General features: G+C 76.1%; 3 protein-coding genes. All 3 read right to left on the minus strand.

Annotation, left to right across the window (positions count from 1 at the left end; genetic code table 11):
- A partial coding sequence (locus ABD317_RS35630; RefSeq protein ID WP_344295954.1) for a reverse transcriptase-like protein occupies window positions 1-567 on the minus strand: 567 nt, incomplete at its 3' end.
- Window positions 567-1310, minus strand: a complete 744-nt coding sequence (locus ABD317_RS35635) for a zinc ribbon domain-containing protein (protein WP_344295958.1) — start codon at window positions 1308-1310, stop codon at window positions 567-569. The genes ABD317_RS35630 and ABD317_RS35635, both read right to left, overlap by 1 nt.
- On the minus strand, window positions 1307-2230 hold the full coding sequence (locus ABD317_RS35640) for a Nif3-like dinuclear metal center hexameric protein (RefSeq protein ID WP_344295961.1): 924 nt from the start codon (window positions 2228-2230) through the stop codon (window positions 1307-1309). Before ABD317_RS35640 ends, ABD317_RS35635 begins: the two co-directional genes overlap by 4 nt.
- Between the last annotated feature and the right edge of the window lie 473 nt (window positions 2231-2703).

Raw genomic sequence — 2703 nt, forward strand, 5'->3', positions numbered from 1 at the left:
CGGCGCCCCGAGGTCGCCGCCCCAGCCCACGGCGGCGGGCGCGGCCCCGGCGCCGCCCTCGGCGGCCGTGCCGGAGCCCTCCGGCGCACCGGCGCCGCCCTCCTCGTCCAGCTCCGCCCGCGACCCCGCCGCGCTCCACTGCCCGCCGCGCCTGCCCGCGTCCATCGCCTCGTTCGCGAGCCGGTCCGCGTGCTTGTTCTTCTCCCGCGGGATCCACTCGTACGACACCCGCCCCGGCGGGAAGACGTCCCGCGCCTCGGCGGCCAGCTCCCGCATCCCGGGGTGCTTGATCTTCCAGCGGCCCGACATCTGCTCGACGACCAGCTTGGAGTCCATCCGCACCCGGACCTCCGCGTCCGGGTCGAGCGCCCGCGCCGCCCGCAGCCCGGCGATGAGCCCCCGGTACTCCGCGACGTTGTTGCTCGCCACGCCCACGTACGCCGCGTCCTCGGCCAGCACCGCGCCGGCCGCGTCGCGCACCACGGCGCCGTACCCCGCGGGCCCCGGGTTCCCCCGCGAGCCGCCGTCCGCCTCAACGACGAACTCCCGCCGGGACGAGCCCGGCATCAGAGGCCGGATTCGGGCGTACGGACCAGGATGCGGCGGCAGTTCTCGCACCGTACGACGGCGTCGGGGGCCGCGGCCCGGACCTCGTTGATCTCGGTGATGTTCAACTCCAGCCGGCAGCCCTCGCAGCGCCGCTGGTACAGCCGGGCCGCGCCGACGCCGCCCTGCTGCTCGCGCAGCTTGTCGTACAGCGTCAGCAGGTCCGCGGGGATCTCGCCGGCGGCCTCCTGCCGCTCCTTGGCGACCGTGCCGGCCTCGGCGTCGATCTCGCCGACGGCCGCGTCGCGCCGCGCCGTGGCGTCCGCGATCCTGGCCTGAACCGACTCGACCCGCCCGGTCAGCTCCGCCACCCGCTCCTGCACGGACTCGCGGCGCTCCATGACCTCCAGGACCACGTCCTCCAGGTCGCTCTGCCGCCGCGCCAGCGACGCGATCTCGCTCTGCAGGCTCTCCAGGTCCTTGGGCGAGGTCACCGCGCCGGAGTCCAGCCGCTGCTGGTCGCGCGCGGCGCGCTGGCGCACCTGGTCGACGTCCTTCTCGGCCTTGGCCTGCTCGCGCTCGGTGTCGCTCTCCTCGGTCTGCGCGGCGACGAGCAGGTCGCGGTGCTGCACGAGGTCGGCCTCCAGGCCGGCGGCCTCCTCGTGCTCGGGGAGGGTGCGGCGGCGGTGCTGGAGCTGGGTGAGGCGGACGTCGAGGGCCTGGACGTCCAGCAGGCGGATCTGGTCGGCGGGCGCGGCTTTCAAGCTGGCTGCTCCGGGCTCGTAGGGGCAAGGCTGGCGTGGGGGGTCGGCGGCCCCGCGGTGCTCGCGGTCGGGGCGGCGGAGTGAGTGGTCCAGGGGTCGGTCACGATACGCGACACATGGGTGCGCAGACCCCACGCGTTCCGGTCCGAGATCGCGTCCAGCTGCGCGGCGGCCTGCTCGCACCAGGGCCACTCCGTGGCCCAGTGGCCCGCGTCGATCAGGTACGGGCGGCCGCCGGCGGCGAGCGCGGCGTGCTGCTGCGCCTCCGAGACCGGGTGGTGACGCAGGTCGGCGGTGACGTAGACGTCGACGCCGGCGGCGCGGACGGCGTCGAAGAGGCCGTCGCCGGAGCCGCCGCAGACGGCGGCCGTACGGACCTCGCCGGCCGGGTCGCCGGCGACGCGCAGCCCGGTGGCGGTGCGCGGCAGGGACGCGGCGGCGCGGTCGGCGAACTCCCGCAGCGGCACGGGGGCGTCCAGCTCGCCGAGGCGGCCGAGGCCGCGGCGGCCGGCCGGATCGTCGGGGGCATCGGCGTCGGGCACGAGCGGACCGGTGACGCGGAGGCCGAGGGCGCCGGCGAGGGCGTCGGAGACGCCGGGGTCGGCGCGGTCGGCGTTGGTGTGGGCGACGTGCAGGGCGACGTCGTTCTTGATGAGGGTGTGCACGACGCGGCCCTTGAACGTGCCGGCCGAGACGGTCGACGTACCGCGCAGGTAGAGCGGGTGGTGGGTGACGAGCAGGTCGGCGCCCAGCTCCACGGCCTCGTCGACGACCTCCCGCACCGGGTCGACCGCGAACAGGACGCGCTCCACACGGGCGTCCGGGTCGCCGCACACCGTGCCGACCGCGTCCCACGGCTCGGCGCGGCCGGCGGGCCAGAGGGCTTCGAGCGCGGCGACGACGTCGGATAGAGCGGGCACGGGGCAAGGCTACCTCCGCCGGCGCGGCCGGGGCGCGGCACCCGCTCGTATGCACAACGGTGCGGCGCGGCGCGGCGGAACGCCGTATCCGCCATCCCTTCGGGTGAAGTCACGGACGCCGCGCCGATTGCTTTGACGTGCGAAAACTACCTTCGCGAGCGGAGGTGAGGGGACCGGATGAGGCCCAGTGCAGAATCGATTCCGTCAGCGACGACCGAGACGGCGGGAACGGCCGCACCGCAGGCCGCGGCGGCGGACGCGGTATCCGCCGAGGCGGTGGACCCGGGGGCGGACTCGGACAGGGGAGCGGGGTCGCACTCGGGTACGGGGACGGACACCGACTCGGGAACGCGGACGAGGGCGGCGGGCTGCGCCCCGCCGGGGGGAGCGGGAGAACCGGAAGAACCGGAAGAACCGGAAGAACCGGGAGCGCCCACCGCGCCGGGCACCGTCAGCATCCCCGGCGCGGTGGG

It is taken from the genome of Streptomyces synnematoformans, from assembly GCF_039531005.1.
Taxonomy (GTDB): domain Bacteria; phylum Actinomycetota; class Actinomycetes; order Streptomycetales; family Streptomycetaceae; genus Streptomyces; species Streptomyces synnematoformans.